Consider the following 14,780-nt stretch of genomic DNA (forward strand, 5'->3'; position numbering starts at 1 on the left):
CTTGACGATTCCGCCCGGCTCTTTTTCGTGGCGATACCGTCCCTTGTATTTGAAAATAAAAAAGCTGGCTTAAGCCAGCTCTCCTTTTTATAAAAGGGGTTAGGTTTTATGTTTTTGCGGCTCGGCCAATCCCGGCCCCTTGGGGTAAAGGAATCAGGAACGTACAAGGTATTAGAAGAAAGTTGCTGTAGCAATCAGCAAGTTTCTTCTTATAGCTTGTCGTTATCGAGGCATTTAGGGTTGTGAGCGACACATATCGGAGTGTAGGAAAGGCGGTTTTCCTTTCCGTACAGTCCGTAAGTGCCACCGCCCAAATAGACCTAAAGGGTTTAGATTTTTGATAAAAGGGTTTGACTTAACAGTACTTTTTCTTTCCGTTCTTTATCCTCCTGCCCTATTAATTCAGCACGTTCTATTAATTGCTGTTGGTCATAAATATAAGCTTCCATAAAGGATGAAGGACTTTCCTCTAACAAGCGAATCGACTCTATCAACTTCTTTTCTTCTTTGGACACAACCATGCAATTATCCGATAAGGTTATTTTGCTAATTTCTAATTCAAAAAGGACCGCATTTTCTTGATAAAGAAATACAGAATAATAGTCCTCTTCTTCTGTGATGTTTAGTTCTTGGTCCTCATGAAAGGGATGTTCCTCTAAAATTATCTTTAATCTTTCTTTTCCCTCCTTTAAAGCTTTTTGGAAATCCAAAAAGGCATTTCCAAAAGTAGATAATGAATAGCAAGCCATTTCCTCTGTTAACCCATATAATATGTATACTTCCACGTTCAACACTCCTGAATTGGGATAGTAGATTCTATAAATTTTTTAGAAGGAAGGGGAAATATCCCCTTTCCGGATTGTTTCTAAGCAATAGATAATTTCCATCTTCCTCTTTCTACCGATTCAAAGTTATTATGCAGTTGCAACGTTTGTCTGATTTTCTCCTTGTAGTGTGGATTCTTCTGTGCTTTTTTGCTATCGGATATTACTTCATATAAGCTACTTAAATCAGCTTCCCCTCCTAAATGTTCTAAGGCTGCTTGAATAAGGTCTCTCCATGTCATACCCTCAAAAGCTCGCAAATCAAATGACTTTGTAATAGTCCTTTTAATAGGAACGTGCCAAACATGGTTTTTCTTGAAAACTAGTAAATGTTCATGTGCGATACTAATAAACTTACCATTGTAATTTTTACGTCCACTCACCGTATTATGTTGGGTCTTTATTAGGTGAATTTCTATATCACCTATCCAAGACATATCTTTAATAGGGCTAAAATATTTTCCAGCTTTGCGAATATCGCCTATCAACAAAGAATGTCTTCCTCCATTAACAAGGCATTGATATATTTTGGCGTTCACTTTATCGAGCTTACAAATAAACTCGTCATAAGGCATTTTGTTCGATAAATCATTTTGATGAAAATTGCCCCTTTGTGTACTGTAATCTACTATGTCCCAATATGCTGGATGGGAAAATACAAAGTCACTACCTGTTGGTATTTCATCCGTTAAGGCATCCCAACCATTTATTAAATCTAAATGTACGCTATTTTGAATCCCTAAATCTTTTGCTACTTGTTCGCCTGTTCCAGACCCACTGAAGACCTCTAGGAATTTTGTTGGTCTAAAGTACTCTAACAAATCCCTAATTATAAAACCCGAACAATTTCCACGATAGGACGATTTTCCCCATTTTCCACGGTTTGGGTAGTTTAAAATGCTGTTGGTTAACATATTTATCAAGCTCCTTTCAGAAGGGGAATATAAGGTCATTCCCCTAATTTTCTTAACCTCTATTAAAATTATAACGTATACATGTATACAAGTCAATTATAATAAATTTAAATCGAAAGAAGTGGCATCATGTAATTCCTCAATGAGTGATACAAAATCTTTGCAATGGGTTTTCCATTCATAATGTCCGTAATGCTCGGATAATCGAACAGCAAACAGTTTTTTATTACTAGGGTCAAGATTAAACCGTAGACGTACATCTTCACATTCTTTTTCCGTGTAATCACTCAATTCACAATCAATATATGTTAGTGTATACCCCCCAGCATTTGCATTTTGAATCATAACAATTAAGTAATTTGTTTCAGAAATTTTACTCGCCCATTTATTATTTTCTACCGTTGTCCATTTTAAAGCCTTACGCATAATTGATTCTCTCCTTTAAGTTAACTGTTATAGATTTCTTTTAGTCATTTCTACGATACTTTCAAAGCTCCATCCTGTAAGATGGATAAATATATCATTCATACATTTTTTCTCATTATCTGAACCATCATAATAAGTTTTCAGTAGTTGAAGTCCCTTTTTATCAGGGGATTTCCAACATTTAGAGAAGTTTCTTTTACTGTATTCATCCTAATTCCCCCTATACAAACTGTTGAATTAATTCAGCTTCATCCTCTGTTAGTTCTATTTCTTCATAACCAAAATCGTCTTTTTTTAGTGGTAAAGGTGTTCTTGCAGCAATAGTACCGAAATGGTTAACCAATATCCCATGTCTTATACAAACAGGTTCTCCCCAATTTTCATCAGAATGGCGTATTTCGTAATAATGTAAATCTTTTTTTCGGTCTGCCTGTTTAATGCGTAATGGTGTACATTCTACAATATCAATTCCTCTTAATTGAAAAAGTTTTTGATACTCTACTTTCGAACCTTTCTCATATTCTTCTTGAGTCACATTTACTAAATCTTCATAACCACATTCCTCGCATTCTCCAAATTCTGTTGTAAGTTGGTAGTGGTTACAATTTTCACATTTGAAATATTTTACTTCCATTGATTTTCGCTCCTTTGGATTTGGTTTTAAGGGGTTGCTTTTAGGTTTAAAGATTTTAAGGTTTTAAGGTTTTTCTTTTCCCCCTGTTCACCATGAATGACAATGACGGACGAGTGGAATGCAAGGAAACAAGCAAAAAAATTTTTCTTACGACAAAATTAAGGTAGCGTGTTTTGTTAGTCTTCTTGGGATGGGAGGAACGATTGATGTGATATAATTCATCACATCAAATTAGTGACGTACCAGGCCAAAGAAGACTCAAAACCCATTCGATTTGGGATGTACCAGACTGGAAGGATGGGACAGGCCAAAGGAGAATGAGAGTCCCACTACCTAATGAAAAGAAAAAATTTTTTGCGCCTTGCATGGAACGAGGGAGGAATAAAATGAATGGTGAACAGGGGGAAGCCCTTCACGTTTTTCCTCTTTTTTGCATATATTTTTAGTGGGGATGAAGAATGTCAGGACAAGTTTACTCATATTTATAGGGTAAATTAGTCAGGTTTTAAAAAAAGGATCTTCATCTTTATAGAAAGATCCTTTTTTAAATAAAATTCTTCAGGATCTTGATAAAAGATCCTGGATTAATATAAAGAAGAGGACAAGAACTTGTCCTCTTTTCCATTAATAAAAATAGGATGATTAATCCTATTTTTTACATTGCCCTTATAAAATAAAAAGTTTGCTGCAATAACAGCAAACTATCCTTTTAACTTCATCGAGTTTTAACTATGTGTACCCTCATAACTGGAAATAGTTAATTAATGGTCCGGCAATTTCCATATACTTAGCACCTTATTAAATATTAAAATAGTATTGAGGTGTTAAAAATGTTTATATCACCAATGTTACTACAAAAAATCGATAGACCTTTTAATGATCCGTCTTGGATAAGCGAATTAAAATTGGACGGAATTAGGTGTCTAATTTCTAAATTTGATAGTAAAGTTAGTATCTATAGCAGGCACAATAATGAAATAAGTTCAATGTTTCCAGAGTTAACTGACTTACCGATTCCGGCCGGCACTATCTTAGACGGAGAACTTATAGTTTCAAATGATCAAGGAAAACCAGATTTTGAGGCAGTAATGGAGCGTTTTAAATCTAGGAAATCATTACACGATATTTCTTATTGTGTCTTTGATATTTTGTATTTCAAAGGAAAGAAAGTAACATCTCTCCCTTTATTGGAACGTAAACAGATACTCTCTGAAATAATTCCTGAAGATACTAAATTACTTACTAAAGTTAATTGGATTGAAGGAAATGGAGAAGCCTTTTTCGATTTGATTAAACAACAAGATCTAGAAGGAATTGTTTTAAAGAAATCTGATTCTAAATATCAAATAGATAAGCGTTCATATGATTGGCTAAAGGTAATTAACTACAAGTATGGCCAAGTTTATATATCTGGAATAAGGAAAAATGCGTTTGGATTACTCTTAAACTTTGAAAATGGTCAATATGCAGGAATTTTAGAATTTATGAAACCTGCTGCAAGAAAAGAATTTTATAAAGTATACAGAGATCTAATCACTGGAGAAAATGATAAATTTATTTATCTGGACCCTAAGTTGAGGATTAAAATAAAGTATAGAAACTTGACCAAAAATGGACTTCTTAGAATTCCTAGCTTTGTGGATTGGGCTGTTTAGCTCTCCACAGTACATAATAAAACTTAAGTTCTTAGAAAAAACCCTCCAATGTTTGGAAGGTTTATCTTAAAAAGGTTGCTATCTTCGCAAGACAATCATTTACAATCTCTTCGGGAGCTTGTCCTCTAACTTGAAAGTTTCGAACACGCCAATCTAGGGATTTTACTTGATCTGTTAAAATCACACCTTGAAAAACCAAACCATCAGGGAGATTCACTTCATATCCCCATCCTCTGACGGTATTAGTAATAGGACATACAGCTGCAAATCCTGTTGCTTCATTAAATGCTCTTGGAGATAACACAATGCCAGGTCGACGTCCGGCCTGCTCATGTCCGGCTTGTGGATTAAAATTTAAGTAAACAAGATCTCCACGTTCTGGTACTGCCATTAAATTAATTCATTCCCCTCTACTCCGAAATCAATTTCATTATGACGATTCTCAGGCTTACATTGAGCCAAAAGTTCGTCTAACGAATAAGTTTTTGGCTGTTTTTTAGGAATTAACGTGATTCTTTCATCATCTACCACATTTAACTCCAATTCAGAACCTTGTTGGATTGCAACACGTTCAGCTACATCTTTAGGGATACGAACAGCAAGACTATTACCCCATTTTTGAACAGTGGTTCCGACTGTCATAGTTTTCACTCCTATTTTCGTGTCTTTAAGCTTCATCTCTTTATGCTTCGTGTCTTTATGATTCATATCATTTTCTTTCATTATAACACCATCCACATATAATGTATATACATAGTATATACAGAAACAAAGCAAAAGATACTTTAAAGTGTAAAAATGGGTCATATGCATAATCGGTAGTCATTCACTTATACCAAACTGTGTGCCTGGACCTTACCATTAAAGAGAAAAGTCCAAGCATTTATTAAAGGATTAAGATGTTAGTCTTATATACTTTTCATTAATAAATTTTTCCCATTGATGGATCCACTTTATATATTCATTGTGATACCTTTTTAGGATGAATTGATAATCTCTAAAATACGCTTCTTTTAAAGGAACTCTCTTATAATGAAAGTAAGGGGTAGACTGCATTGCTTTATTACCTTTCTTTTGGACCTTTCTCAACTGTTCATCAAAAAAACAAGCTTTTAAAAATGAAAAAGGCTCTTCCATAATAATTTCATTCCAATCCATTCCAATATCTTTTTTATCGCAATTGAAGGGACAAAAATAGCAACGAGATCGTTTACTTGGAAATCCATTGACCTCTAAAAATTCAATACTTTCATTAGTTGTTATTCCCTTTTCCACTAAAGGATATGCTAGATACATATATTTATATTGTGGAGATTGATAGAGAATTAATGCGATTTATTTCATCATAAGAAAATCCTATGTCAATAATAAAAGCAATATCCTGTGGCATTCTTTGTTTAGGTTTTAAACCTAGTTCCTTCATGACAGCTCGTCTTACAGCTTGTTTAACAGGAACAATTTTAAAATCAACAGTACATTTTCTTGGCATTATTCCAGCAGGTATTTCCTCACCAGTTTTTTCATCAATCCGATTACAGTAAACTGGCATTTGGAAACGTTGATAATCCGTTAAGATATAACGCATTAGCATTTCTTCAAGACCCTTTTCCATGCTATTATGATGTGTGATGATAAAAGGGGTATTATTTTGATACTCTATTTGGCGATTTTTCCACCATTCCACCTGTTCATGAATAAACTTTGGTTCAGCTCCAGTATCTGAAAACACGATGAAATCATAGTGAATATTGCCTCTAAAATGTTCCTCTAGTAAATGGGCAGATTGAGTCCCCCCACCGAATGAGAGGACATCATAAATTCGTTTTTTTCCATTTCTTATTAAATGTTCTCTAATTTCCGACTTAGCTTTGAAAATACCATTTCTATATTTTTTATGTTCCCGGTAATCACGTGTATCTTTAAAAAGTGTTAACTGTTCCAAAATTATCCCACCTTTACCATATAACCCTAAAGTTTTTTAAAATACGAAATAGTATAGCTATCATCATGCTATTTCTTTATTGAAAGAAAGGAATTTGTTCTTATGTTTTCTAATGTTATTCTCCTTGTTCATACGGTATTAGCTCCAACGTTAAATTGGCATTATATTGTTGATTAATACTTTCTATATATTGAATAACTTCATTCTCACTATATTCTGGTATCAGATGCATCAAATCCCCTTCAAGTTCTACCTGTTGATAATGAGTATTTAGAGAAGGGAAAACTTTATCGTATTTTAAATAGAGATCTCTGGGTAATTCATATCCAATGAATAACAGTTTCATTTATGGTCACCTCTTTTTTAATGGTTGTAATCCACTCAAAAGAGTGGATTAAATTCTATTTAGAATTTCTTTTAATATTGGTACACCACCATTCGAAGCTATTTTGGTATTGATAAAATGAAACTTTTTTATGAGCTTTCCTGTTTCATCATCAGTAAAATTAACGTATTGTAGAATCTGCTCTAAGCTAACTGGAGAAAAACAATTCTTTTCTCGATATTCAATAACCATAGATGAAGCCAGGATCTTCAAATGTTTATTAGCCATTGCTACTATTTCCTCTTTAATGGTTTCTTGTTCTAATTCTTGAAATGCAAAGTGATTATAAAACTTATAATCTATTAATTCGTCTCCCAGTTTCATCATTAAGCAAGCTGTTTCAGGAACGGTTTTGATCTCAATGTTTTTCATTTGTTTTTCTCCTTTTTTTCGTTTTTTGCCATCCGAAGCGATAGCTTCCCCTAAAGGGGATTTTTTTCGCCCTTTTGACACGGAGAACGAACAATAAGCATAGGAAATGAGTCAAGGAAAAGCATAAAAAGTTTTTTGAAAACGAAATTCTTTCAAAAAAGTTTTTTGCCCTTGACTTGTTTCCTAGTTTTCTTAGGTTCTAATAGGGTGGAGTATCGAGGCTCGCCCTATTAGAACCTTAGAAAACTTGCGCCATTGTACGATTCGGAGGGCAAAAGGACGAAAAAAGCATAATAAAAAGCAAGCCTAAGCTTGCTATCCTTTTTTCATTATGTTTTTGATGGTTTTACGCTCCGAGTCGCCCGTTAAACGAAAGTCTGGAACCTAGAAGGTGTTCAAGGCTATGCTTTATTAGCCTTGTTACACCTTCTAGTTAGCGACTTGAGTAGGGTGATCTGCGGTGGGCTACGGAGAGTTAGGGACACGCTTTATCGTCCCTTACTTTCCGTCCCATGAGCCAAAATAAGTATTTTTATTACTTAATTATGAATTTTACTAGCCTTTTCAAGGAAAGTGAGGATTTCCTCATACTCTCTATTTATTTTTTTGTATTTTTCTTGCTGTTTAAGGTAGGAGGCATATAAGCTCTCATATTTATTTTGTAAGTCAATATGTTCATTATAGAGTTTGTTTAAATAATTTATTATCTCTTCAAAAGAAAATTCAGGTGTTTCAATAGAATGTCTCGTTTGATATAAATCTTGGTGCTTTTTTTTCCTCTGTTTCTTAGCTTGCTCAATTTCCTTTTTATATTGTTTTCTTACAAAAGAATTCCATCTAAATCCACATGCGGCTGCAGATCGAGAATATATACTCCCAACTTCTTCAAATGCTCTTAATTGAGTACTTCCTTCTCTAATATGTTTCAGTACAACTTGTGCAAGAACCTCATCTTCTTTAGATGACCAGGCATCTTGTCTAACTTTTGTCATTCTAATCCCCCATTTAATAGTCATAATTAATTTATTTATATTACTCAGGAAGAATAGTTAGAATGGTCAGGTATTCTTAGGGCTGTTCTTAATCTTTTATATGATTTTTATATTTGCAGGAGTTTCGAAAAAAAATGGACAATATTTATAAAAACAAATGGTTTATATCAGTGATATATCAAAGGAGGAAGTGCTATGGCAGATGACATAAGCGAGAGTTCAATCCTTATGAATCCTAGTGATCTTATTAGGTATTAAGGAATCAACACTCAGAAAGTATGCTGGTATTAAACACAAAACCCCTGAATTCGGCCAAATTTGGTCAAATTCAGGGGTTTTTATGTTTGGGAAATAGTTAAAAACAGGATAAATAATGCAAAGTGAAAACTCCTATTTGCTTTATTTTTCTCTTGTTTTCTACCTAATAGATGATTTGACAATAAAGGGTTAATTATCAAAGGTTTTTCAAATTAATGGCCCTCTCTATTAAGGTAAAACCGAATGAATTTATTTAGTTTTTTTTTTCAAGAGAACATATTCCATCACAAAAAAGAAAATCAAGACGACTGTAACAAGACTCATAGAAACAATCTTATGAAGTATCCCATTAAATCCTAATATCATCAATATCAATACAATCAGAGTAACCACAATTCTTAGTACTAATAATCTTCCTTTGTATAATTTATTCATGAAATCACCACTTTAGATTATTGGTAATGTACGTTACTGATAAAACGAAAACCAATAAAATCAAACCGAACTCCACCTGGAACAAATGTTCCGAGAACTCCTAGAGTTGATAAGACCTTGCTGATTATGGGTTCAGGTATCCAAATACCACCAATTGCAACACCACCACTAGCATAATTTATTGTATTTTTGGACAAATAGACCCTCAATCCCCACCAGTGCCATTCAAGTTTGGTTACACCGTTTTTATATTCTAGATTATTATGATCTAAAACTTGTTCATTCGATGGAATAACCAAATTTTCTAAGGAAACCTCTGTATTTTCGTTTAACTGTTCATTTGTAGTGTTAACACTGCTATACAAAAAATTAAATTCATCATCTGTAAGACTTTGTTTTGCCTCTTCTTTTATTTCATACCTTAAACTTTCTTCATTTAAGACAACATACGAACTAAGCTTTGAAAGTTCTTCTTGATTGTCTAAAAATGGAGTTGTGTCATTCTGTACTATAGGAGTATTTTCATCGATGGTCTGATTACTTTCCGCGTGAATATTTTGTAAACCAGATAAAGAAAGGATTAAAACTGAAAAAACGGCTACAATAACTCTACATTTTTTAAGCATATATCTCCCTCCGTTCCATTTTTCAGAAGTTTCTTTTATATTTTATCGTTCTCTATATAGAATGAAAATAGGGTAAAAGACCCTGGGATTCAGTTGTTAAAGAAGACCTATTTTTTAGGTCTTCTTTAACAAGGTAAATATGATTGTTGAATTTTGCTAGACGTAACTATGGGTTGGTTTAATTGACTGTATACGTTCAATTAAAGCATAAGTCATGTGTTTTATCGTCCACCATACGGAAAAAACTCCTGTATCAATATCATTTAAATGGATCTTTTCTACGATTCCGGCATTCAACATGGCTAATTCAAAACTAGCTCCACCGGAAAAAGGAGATATTAAAGTTTTTGTGTTCGATTCCTGAAGATAAGTAAACAAATAATCTATTATTTTAGATTTCCCTCCTGGATAACGAAATGGGGAAAGTCTTTTCGCCAACTTTAATTTCAAAGGTTGAAAAGATGTTTTCATTGTGTATTTATCTTCTAATATAAGCGTAAATTTATGTTTATTTTTTTGGTTATTTAAATAAGTGTACCCATCGCAGTTTTCACACCAAAACCCTTTCTTATGCGGGTCTAATTGAAACACATCACTTTCTAATTCCTCGGTATAACCGCAAAATTGACATGTTAACATTTATAACCTCCATAATGTATTAATTTTTTGGTTGTTCCTGGTCAGCACTTATTTCATTTAGCTTTTCTTTTGCAAACCTTTCGACCGTTTCCTTAGACCAATAAGATGTTCCAGCTATTAAAATGTCTTCTTTAGGTAATTTTCCACGTTTTTTATAAACGGCCATTTCATTTTTTGTATAGTTCAATCCTTGTTCTTCTAAATATCTCCCAAATTCTGTTTGAGTTAAGTAATTATCCCCATCTATGATTGAATGAGAAGGGTTTTGAATTAAAAAAGTGTCTTTTGTAAAAAATTCATAGATTAAAGATAATGCAAATTCCAACCAATCATTCTCCAAATGCTTGTAAAGTAATGATAGAGAAAAACCTTCAAAATGAGGATATTCAAAGAAATAAGCTAGTTTAACAAACGTTTTATCCACTTCATTATCTAAGTCATTTAAAACCTCTTCTGAAAAAGGTCCTGATAATATTTCATCTATTTTTTTGTGTAAAAAAGGAAACTGTTCAATTATTTTAGATGTAGATTTTTTCATGTTTTTCACTCCAATTGAATTATTATGTATTCTTAATATAACACATTTGTTATAAAAGACAACAAATATGTTATGTTGGACAACAAAATATTTTTATTTTCTTTTTTTAAAGGAAATAAGGAAGCCGAAAGGCTTCCTTTTTTAGATGTATCCTCTATATTTAAAGCTTGTGTATCCTGCATTCCCATTTACAATTACATGATCTAGCACATCAATTCCTAGGATTTTTCCTGCCTCAACGAGGCGTTTTGTTACATCGATATCTTCTCTTGATGGGGTAACGTCTTGGCTAGGGTGCTGATGTGCTACCACGATTGATGCACTATTGTTAAGAATCGCAGCCTTAAAAACTTCACGTGGATGAATGATACTTGCTGATAGCGCTCCAACATGGCAGCGATAAACGGCTACTACTCGATTTTTAGTATTCAAACACATAACGAAGAACACTTCACGGTCATCATCACCAATAAATTTCGCTGCTATTTGAGCTGCATCTTCAGGGCTGCGAATGATTTGCGGTTCCATCCCCTCTACCTCTGTAATCACTTGCTTAATACGTTGAATCTCCATTACTTTTTCCATGTAAATCTCTCCTTTGAAATATGTATGGAACAGCTTCATCTGTTCGGGAGTAGGAGAATGTTGGGCGCAAACAGGGAGGAAGGGTGCGCTCACGAAGAAGCGCACTTGCAAGTGGTGGGTAGGTAGCAAGCCGGGGTATGCTTGCTACCGTTAGAAGTCGAGAAAAAACCCAATGACTTAGAGGGTGTTAGCTTGCGTTTTTTGCAAGCTTATCAGCCTGTTAGCCAACTTGGTTTTTTCCGCCTTCTTTCCCTCCACGCACGCCCTTCTCGCTGTCATAAGCCCAATCATTAGGATTAGGAGAACAGAAGAAGAAAAACATGGTCCGAGCGATAATATCCATTCCTGGACATTCCCCTTCCTTCTTTCAATAAAAGGGGAATGGAATAGGAATGGACCGGGACAGATAAAACCGAAGGTTTAGTCACGGCAGGATATGGGGGGTTCGATGCCCCCCATATCCTGAAGTCTAAAGAAAAATCATTCCTGACCGCACCCTTTTTTTAAAATAAAAAGGGAGGGATAGGAATGACCGGAACCAATACCTTTGGGTGTTGGGTACGGCAGGATATGGGGGTTCGATGCCCCCAATATCCTGATTTCCTTTGTACTAATCCTTGTGAATTTCCTCTTTTATTTTCAACAGAAGAAATTGGCATTAACAAAATACTATGTTTGATCCATTGGTCTAATAAGATTATTAATTTCTTTCTGTTTTTGATTAAAAACGACACTGTTTATAAAGGTTCTAATAATTCCGTTAAAAAAAAGTTATAACTGCTATATTAGAGGTAGATGGAAAGGAGGGAAGTATATGATAGCGCAATTAAAGGAAAGGAGGGAAATATATGATAGCGCAATTAAAGGAAATGAATGAAGATTTGAAGAAGTTCCTTTCTAAAAAGATATTTGAGGAACGCACAGGGATTGAAAATGAAATAATAAATGATGCTCTAATTCACGGATTTAAAGAACAGGATGCTCTAAATGGATTACATATTTTTCTGAATAATGAGCTGATAACGAAGCCCCTTAATGCTCCTATTCCTGGACTTAATAAGGATTTTTTGATTAATGACAGTAAATTTGCTGAGTTAAAGGCCAAAGGCTATCTTTAATAATTGAGAAAAAACATTTCGCAGCGCAGGTACGATTAATGTATTATTGTTTTTTTGTTTTTTCCGTTTGAAGAAATAGTAAAAAGTGTATTTTTCACCTATAGCTCTATGGAATTTTCAACACAAAAATAAGGTGAAAAAGCGACTTTCGAGATTTTACAAAGTGAAATTGATTCATTAAGATTTAATTGTGTTGAACGCACAACTTACTTTTTTTACATAAGTGGGTGCTTTTAATAGCACCTCATTTTTTCTTTTAGAAATGCAAAAAGGTTGTTATAAGGACCAAAATAGCAACAAATAACCTCATGGCTAATAATATAAGTAATTAAATCGTGCTTTATCGAGTTAAAAACGACATAAATCGACAAGGAGAGATAACTAGATGCAAATACATATAGATATTCATGTAAATGATGGTTTAGGAGGGATGCTATTCTTCGCCAATCCTCATGTAAAAATGGCGTATTTTAAAGTTGATCCCGATAGAGAAGCAGCTAAATGGGCATATGCACGAATTTATGAAGCTAGCATGGAAATGGGTGGGCGCAGTCTTGAAATTGAAAAAGTGTTTTATAATGGGGATCACAATATTACGGAGCTAGTGAAGGAAATGCAAGATTCTTTCGATTTGCAAGAATGGCGCAGAGAAAGGTATTTAAAGTGATATCTTCTTTCTTACTTTAAACCACTGTCCTTGTGTCCCAAAGATAAAGGCACCAAAGAATGAAGAAAAAAATCGGATGCCGATTGAATTATTTTCAGCTGCGGTACGTTCAGTTGATGACCAAATGGTTTCAAAAAACACCTTTTCACTAATTTTGTACAAAAATAAAACAGCCGATGCAATATATCTAGATCAACTTGGTCATAGAAAAGAAATTTTGTTTTAACATTATCTCTTTCACATTTCTCCCTTCCCTCTTGATTTATCACAAAAAACAACAAGTTAATTTTAAACCACTGTCCTTGTGTCCCAAGGATAATAATTTTAATTAGAGGGAAGAAGAGAGGAACAAATTAAATTTCAAAATGAATTTATAATTACCAAATTTCGAGTAAATAAAGTTTAAACCAATTAAGGAGTTAAAAATGAATCTAGAAAAATTATTTAAAAATTGGGTGAATCATTCAAAAGAAGGAAGTCGTAGAAGTAATTTAGACAAAACAGATGAATGTTGGAAAAAGGTATTACAAGATATTCGTGATTGGGAGAACAGTGAAGATAAAGAATTAAATGAGTATGCAAAATATCTACTATATACTGGGAAAATAAGAAGAGTTCATTTAGACCTTGAAAAAGTGGATTATGATAATCATTATGTGTCATGGACATTAGCTGAACAATTTGAAGATTTATATTGGTTCAATCCATCTAATTCTCATACCATAATCACAGCAGAAGCAACAAAAGATAATCCAGCGATTAGTGTTAAGGGATTTATAGAAGCCATGAAGAAATTTGAGGATGAAAATTATGAATTAATCTCACCGGCTATAAGAAAAGAACAAGAAGTGATCTTTCCATTACAAGAAAAATCAATATTAAGCATTAAAAAAGTAAAAAAATAGGTTGGGTATTCAATAAATATCTGTTCGAAAAGAGGTGAAAATATGGCTTGGTTAAACGGCAAACTAATATCAGATGCAGAAAGTCACGAACTTATTTCTAAAGGTTTTCAATATGTCGAAGCTGTTTTGATGTCACCCGACGAGGTAAATAACTTAATAAAGTCTGGGTACGCTACACCACATTTAGCAGAGGGCTTACGATATACTTTTACTTCTAAAGAAGCGAAAAATCTTGGAGTTTTAGGGTTTACAGTTTTAGGTATTGGCTGAGTTTCATTTGGAGTATGGAAAGTTTGCAAAAAGTAAATTTGATAATAGAAAAAAAGAAAATCTCTAGCCCTATTTCAGACTAGATATTTTTTCTTTACCTGTTCAACTAATGGGGCAATAGTTCAATAAGAAATGATAAAGCTTTATTATAAAAAATTGATATTTAATTAAAATTTAACCGTCATTTTGAACAATCTCATTTCAAAATAACGTTTTTTAATTGCTGTTGTATGTGGAAGAGAAGAGAGTTTATTCAAACTTTATTTTAAAGCTACATTGATTATTCTTGTTTGTAAAAAATTTAATGCAGATTACTAACGAACGACTCCATTTTTTAAATGGAGTCTTATTATTTATCATATAAATGAGATTGTGGAGCTTTATTTGATTAAACTTTATTTCAAATAATCAGCTAAGTCAAACCTATTTTTCATATAATGCTAAATATTTACCTTCAGTTACTTCACCATAAGCAAGAACTTCATTAGTTTCAGCATCTTGTATATTATCAGTAAGATTATTAATATTTTCCCATTCTCCTAATGAGTATACAGGCTTGCCGTCAGCTTCAATTTCAAACAAGTAATAAGTTCTA

General features: G+C 33.4%; 23 protein-coding genes. 6 read left to right on the forward strand and 17 right to left on the reverse strand.

What is annotated here, in order from left to right; translation table 11 throughout:
- Positions 1-329 precede the first annotated feature (329 nt).
- From CWO92_RS24080 to CWO92_RS24095, 4 genes are all read right to left on the reverse strand, one after another.
- The gene (locus CWO92_RS24080) at positions 330-785 is read right to left on the reverse strand and encodes a hypothetical protein (RefSeq protein ID WP_101356722.1); all 456 of its coding nucleotides are present in this window, start codon (positions 783-785) and stop codon (positions 330-332) included.
- An 80-nt stretch (positions 786-865) separates the two neighbouring features.
- Entirely contained in the window at positions 866-1,738 is an 873-nt protein-coding gene (locus CWO92_RS24085; RefSeq protein ID WP_101356723.1) for a hypothetical protein, read from the reverse strand.
- A gap of 96 nt (positions 1,739-1,834) precedes the next feature.
- Entirely contained in the window at positions 1,835-2,164 is a 330-nt protein-coding gene (locus CWO92_RS24090; protein ID WP_101356724.1) for a hypothetical protein, read from the reverse strand.
- Positions 2,165-2,384: 220 nt separating this feature from the next.
- Positions 2,385-2,798, reverse strand: coding sequence for an LPD28 domain-containing protein (locus CWO92_RS24095; RefSeq protein WP_101356725.1), 414 nt, complete (start codon positions 2,796-2,798; stop codon positions 2,385-2,387).
- 830 nt (positions 2,799-3,628) lie between these two features.
- On the opposite strand from CWO92_RS24095, the gene CWO92_RS24100 reads away from it, so the two are divergent.
- Positions 3,629-4,453: an ATP-dependent DNA ligase gene (locus tag CWO92_RS24100; protein ID WP_101356726.1), complete on the forward strand. Its 825-nt coding sequence runs from the start codon at positions 3,629-3,631 to the stop codon at positions 4,451-4,453.
- A 61-nt stretch (positions 4,454-4,514) separates the two neighbouring features.
- Here CWO92_RS24100 and CWO92_RS24105 read toward each other — a convergent pair whose 3' ends face one another.
- The 13 genes from CWO92_RS24105 to CWO92_RS26435 form a co-directional block, all read right to left on the reverse strand.
- Positions 4,515-4,844, reverse strand: a complete 330-nt coding sequence (locus CWO92_RS24105; RefSeq protein ID WP_101356727.1) for a type II toxin-antitoxin system PemK/MazF family toxin — start codon at positions 4,842-4,844, stop codon at positions 4,515-4,517.
- Positions 4,844-5,131, reverse strand: a complete 288-nt coding sequence (locus CWO92_RS24110; protein WP_101356741.1) for an AbrB/MazE/SpoVT family DNA-binding domain-containing protein — start codon at positions 5,129-5,131, stop codon at positions 4,844-4,846. Before CWO92_RS24110 ends, CWO92_RS24105 begins: the two co-directional genes overlap by 1 nt.
- A 216-nt stretch (positions 5,132-5,347) precedes the next feature.
- Positions 5,348-5,611, reverse strand: a complete 264-nt coding sequence (locus CWO92_RS26225) for a hypothetical protein (protein WP_235851673.1) — start codon at positions 5,609-5,611, stop codon at positions 5,348-5,350.
- 142 nt (positions 5,612-5,753) lie between these two features.
- On the reverse strand, positions 5,754-6,395 hold the full coding sequence (locus CWO92_RS26230) for a hypothetical protein (RefSeq protein WP_235851674.1): 642 nt from the start codon (positions 6,393-6,395) through the stop codon (positions 5,754-5,756).
- 115 nt (positions 6,396-6,510) lie between these two features.
- Positions 6,511-6,741 carry a hypothetical protein gene (locus CWO92_RS24120; RefSeq protein WP_101356728.1) on the reverse strand — a complete coding sequence of 77 codons (231 nt, stop codon included), beginning with the start codon at positions 6,739-6,741 and terminating at the stop codon, positions 6,511-6,513.
- Positions 6,742-6,789: 48 nt separating this feature from the next.
- Positions 6,790-7,152: a hypothetical protein gene (locus CWO92_RS24125; protein ID WP_101356729.1), complete on the reverse strand. Its 363-nt coding sequence runs from the start codon at positions 7,150-7,152 to the stop codon at positions 6,790-6,792.
- Positions 7,153-7,691: 539 nt separating this feature from the next.
- Complete coding sequence (locus tag CWO92_RS24130) at positions 7,692-8,144, reverse strand: RsfA family transcriptional regulator (protein ID WP_101356730.1); 453 nt, start codon at positions 8,142-8,144, stop codon at positions 7,692-7,694.
- A 507-nt stretch (positions 8,145-8,651) separates the two neighbouring features.
- Entirely contained in the window at positions 8,652-8,837 is a 186-nt protein-coding gene (locus CWO92_RS24135) for a hypothetical protein (protein WP_101356731.1), read from the reverse strand.
- 17 nt (positions 8,838-8,854) lie between these two features.
- Positions 8,855-9,463 carry a hypothetical protein gene (locus CWO92_RS24140; protein WP_101356732.1) on the reverse strand — a complete coding sequence of 203 codons (609 nt, stop codon included), beginning with the start codon at positions 9,461-9,463 and terminating at the stop codon, positions 8,855-8,857.
- Positions 9,464-9,619: 156 nt separating this feature from the next.
- Positions 9,620-10,102, reverse strand: a complete 483-nt coding sequence (locus CWO92_RS24145) for a DNA adenine methylase (protein ID WP_101356733.1) — start codon at positions 10,100-10,102, stop codon at positions 9,620-9,622.
- Between the two features lie 19 nt (positions 10,103-10,121).
- Positions 10,122-10,640 carry a hypothetical protein gene (locus CWO92_RS24150; RefSeq protein WP_101356734.1) on the reverse strand — a complete coding sequence of 173 codons (519 nt, stop codon included), beginning with the start codon at positions 10,638-10,640 and terminating at the stop codon, positions 10,122-10,124.
- 141 nt (positions 10,641-10,781) lie between these two features.
- Positions 10,782-11,225, reverse strand: a complete 444-nt coding sequence (locus tag CWO92_RS24155; protein ID WP_101356735.1) for a JAB domain-containing protein — start codon at positions 11,223-11,225, stop codon at positions 10,782-10,784.
- 220 nt (positions 11,226-11,445) lie between these two features.
- Complete coding sequence (locus tag CWO92_RS26435) at positions 11,446-11,568, reverse strand: hypothetical protein (RefSeq protein ID WP_268877626.1); 123 nt, start codon at positions 11,566-11,568, stop codon at positions 11,446-11,448.
- 505 nt (positions 11,569-12,073) lie between these two features.
- Here CWO92_RS26435 and CWO92_RS24165 point away from each other — a divergent pair.
- The 5 genes from CWO92_RS24165 to CWO92_RS24180 all read left to right on the forward strand — a co-directional run bounded on the left by CWO92_RS24165 (position 12,074) and on the right by CWO92_RS24180 (position 14,185).
- The gene (locus CWO92_RS24165) at positions 12,074-12,343 is read left to right on the forward strand and encodes a hypothetical protein (RefSeq protein ID WP_101356737.1); all 270 of its coding nucleotides are present in this window, start codon (positions 12,074-12,076) and stop codon (positions 12,341-12,343) included.
- 385 nt (positions 12,344-12,728) lie between these two features.
- Positions 12,729-13,010 carry a hypothetical protein gene (locus CWO92_RS24170; RefSeq protein ID WP_101356738.1) on the forward strand — a complete coding sequence of 94 codons (282 nt, stop codon included), beginning with the start codon at positions 12,729-12,731 and terminating at the stop codon, positions 13,008-13,010.
- A 76-nt stretch (positions 13,011-13,086) separates the two neighbouring features.
- Positions 13,087-13,236, forward strand: coding sequence for a hypothetical protein (locus CWO92_RS25700; RefSeq protein ID WP_165786771.1), 150 nt, complete (start codon positions 13,087-13,089; stop codon positions 13,234-13,236).
- Positions 13,237-13,435: 199 nt separating this feature from the next.
- Positions 13,436-13,915 (forward strand): hypothetical protein, encoded by a 480-nt coding sequence (locus tag CWO92_RS24175; protein ID WP_101356739.1) that lies wholly within the window; start codon positions 13,436-13,438, stop codon positions 13,913-13,915.
- Between the two features lie 42 nt (positions 13,916-13,957).
- On the forward strand, positions 13,958-14,185 hold the full coding sequence (locus CWO92_RS24180; RefSeq protein WP_101356740.1) for a hypothetical protein: 228 nt from the start codon (positions 13,958-13,960) through the stop codon (positions 14,183-14,185).
- Positions 14,186-14,780: the final 595 nt, after the last annotated feature.

This window comes from Heyndrickxia camelliae, from assembly GCF_002844575.1.
GTDB lineage: Bacteria > Bacillota > Bacilli > Bacillales > Bacillaceae_C > Margalitia > Margalitia camelliae.

What these genes read in the sequence shown, in the direction of transcription:
- CWO92_RS24085 (WP_101356723.1), bottom strand. Translation starts at nt 1,738, where the DNA reads ATGTTAACCAACAGCATTTTAAACTACCCAAACCGTGGAAAATGGGGA.
- CWO92_RS24090 (WP_101356724.1), bottom strand. Translation starts at nt 2,164, where the DNA reads ATGCGTAAGGCTTTAAAATGGACAACGGTAGAAAATAATAAATGGGCG.
- CWO92_RS24095 (WP_101356725.1), bottom strand. Translation starts at nt 2,798, where the DNA reads ATGGAAGTAAAATATTTCAAATGTGAAAATTGTAACCACTACCAACTT.
- CWO92_RS24100 (WP_101356726.1), top strand. Translation starts at nt 3,629, where the DNA reads ATGTTTATATCACCAATGTTACTACAAAAAATCGATAGACCTTTTAAT.
- CWO92_RS24105 (WP_101356727.1), bottom strand. Translation starts at nt 4,844, where the DNA reads ATGGCAGTACCAGAACGTGGAGATCTTGTTTACTTAAATTTTAATCCA.
- CWO92_RS24110 (WP_101356741.1), bottom strand. Translation starts at nt 5,131, where the DNA reads ATGAAGCTTAAAGACACGAAAATAGGAGTGAAAACTATGACAGTCGGA.
- CWO92_RS26225 (WP_235851673.1), bottom strand. Translation starts at nt 5,611, where the DNA reads ATGGATTGGAATGAAATTATTATGGAAGAGCCTTTTTCATTTTTAAAA.
- CWO92_RS24120 (WP_101356728.1), bottom strand. Translation starts at nt 6,741, where the DNA reads ATGAAACTGTTATTCATTGGATATGAATTACCCAGAGATCTCTATTTA.
- CWO92_RS24125 (WP_101356729.1), bottom strand. Translation starts at nt 7,152, where the DNA reads ATGAAAAACATTGAGATCAAAACCGTTCCTGAAACAGCTTGCTTAATG.
- CWO92_RS24130 (WP_101356730.1), bottom strand. Translation starts at nt 8,144, where the DNA reads ATGACAAAAGTTAGACAAGATGCCTGGTCATCTAAAGAAGATGAGGTT.
- CWO92_RS24135 (WP_101356731.1), bottom strand. Translation starts at nt 8,837, where the DNA reads ATGAATAAATTATACAAAGGAAGATTATTAGTACTAAGAATTGTGGTT.
- CWO92_RS24140 (WP_101356732.1), bottom strand. Translation starts at nt 9,463, where the DNA reads ATGCTTAAAAAATGTAGAGTTATTGTAGCCGTTTTTTCAGTTTTAATC.
- CWO92_RS24145 (WP_101356733.1), bottom strand. Translation starts at nt 10,102, where the DNA reads ATGTTAACATGTCAATTTTGCGGTTATACCGAGGAATTAGAAAGTGAT.
- CWO92_RS24150 (WP_101356734.1), bottom strand. Translation starts at nt 10,640, where the DNA reads ATGAAAAAATCTACATCTAAAATAATTGAACAGTTTCCTTTTTTACAC.
- CWO92_RS24155 (WP_101356735.1), bottom strand. Translation starts at nt 11,225, where the DNA reads ATGGAAAAAGTAATGGAGATTCAACGTATTAAGCAAGTGATTACAGAG.
- CWO92_RS26435 (WP_268877626.1), bottom strand. Translation starts at nt 11,568, where the DNA reads ATGGATATTATCGCTCGGACCATGTTTTTCTTCTTCTGTTCTCCTAAT.
- CWO92_RS24165 (WP_101356737.1), top strand. Translation starts at nt 12,074, where the DNA reads ATGATAGCGCAATTAAAGGAAATGAATGAAGATTTGAAGAAGTTCCTT.
- CWO92_RS24170 (WP_101356738.1), top strand. Translation starts at nt 12,729, where the DNA reads ATGCAAATACATATAGATATTCATGTAAATGATGGTTTAGGAGGGATG.
- CWO92_RS25700 (WP_165786771.1), top strand. Translation starts at nt 13,087, where the DNA reads ATGCCGATTGAATTATTTTCAGCTGCGGTACGTTCAGTTGATGACCAA.
- CWO92_RS24175 (WP_101356739.1), top strand. Translation starts at nt 13,436, where the DNA reads ATGAATCTAGAAAAATTATTTAAAAATTGGGTGAATCATTCAAAAGAA.
- CWO92_RS24180 (WP_101356740.1), top strand. Translation starts at nt 13,958, where the DNA reads ATGGCTTGGTTAAACGGCAAACTAATATCAGATGCAGAAAGTCACGAA.